Origin of the sequence: Sulfobacillus sp. hq2 (assembly GCF_002903155.1) — a bacterium.
GTDB classification, from domain to species: domain Bacteria; phylum Bacillota; class Sulfobacillia; order Sulfobacillales; family Sulfobacillaceae; genus Sulfobacillus; species Sulfobacillus thermotolerans.
Genome location: NZ_NWUL01000026.1, coordinates 1 through 605, shown reverse-complemented (window position 1 = coordinate 605; position 605 = coordinate 1). Strand labels below are relative to the sequence as shown.

Annotated in this window: 1 protein-coding gene; it reads left to right on the top strand. The window is 57.9% G+C overall.

The features are described from left to right. Window positions 1–576 (top strand): RNA-guided endonuclease TnpB family protein (locus CO251_RS04320; protein WP_207654613.1); only part of this gene is annotated, 576 nt, incomplete at its 5' end. Window positions 577–605 lie beyond the last annotated feature (29 nt).

Sequence of the window (605 nt, the reverse complement as noted above, 5' to 3'; positions counted from 1 at the left end):
GCGCCTATACCAAAGGGCGTAAGGCTGCCGGTGTCGGAGAATGCGAAAAAATCCAGGGCTAAACTGTCCAGGCTCCATGCCCGTGTCGCCAATATCCGGGCCGACGCTTTGCACAAGCTCACGTCCGACCTCACTCGCCGGTTTCATACCATCGGCATCGAGGACCTGAATGTGCGCGGGATGCTGAAGAACCATCGCTTGGCACGCTCCATCGCCGATATGAGTTTCTTCGAGTTCCGGCGGCAACTGGAATACAAGGCCGAACGGCGCGGCGGCATCGTTGTGGTGGCGGACAGATGGTTTGCCAGCAGCAAGATTTGCTCAGTGTGTGCCGTAAAACAGGACAAAATGCCTCTGGCGGTACGCCAGTGGACGTGCCCGGATTGTGGAACCATCCACGACCGGGATGAGAATGCGGCCAGGAATCTTCTGGCGTATGGCTTGGCCGCCCTAAGCGGCTCTACGGCGAGTTCCGCCGGATGTGAAGCCTGTGGAGAGGACGGCTCTGGCTCTAGTCGTAAGACTGGAGTGAAACCGGCCTCAGCGAAGCAGGAAATCAGCTTTGAACCTGTTTGAGCAGGTTCGAGTAGGTCTGATAGAACGGT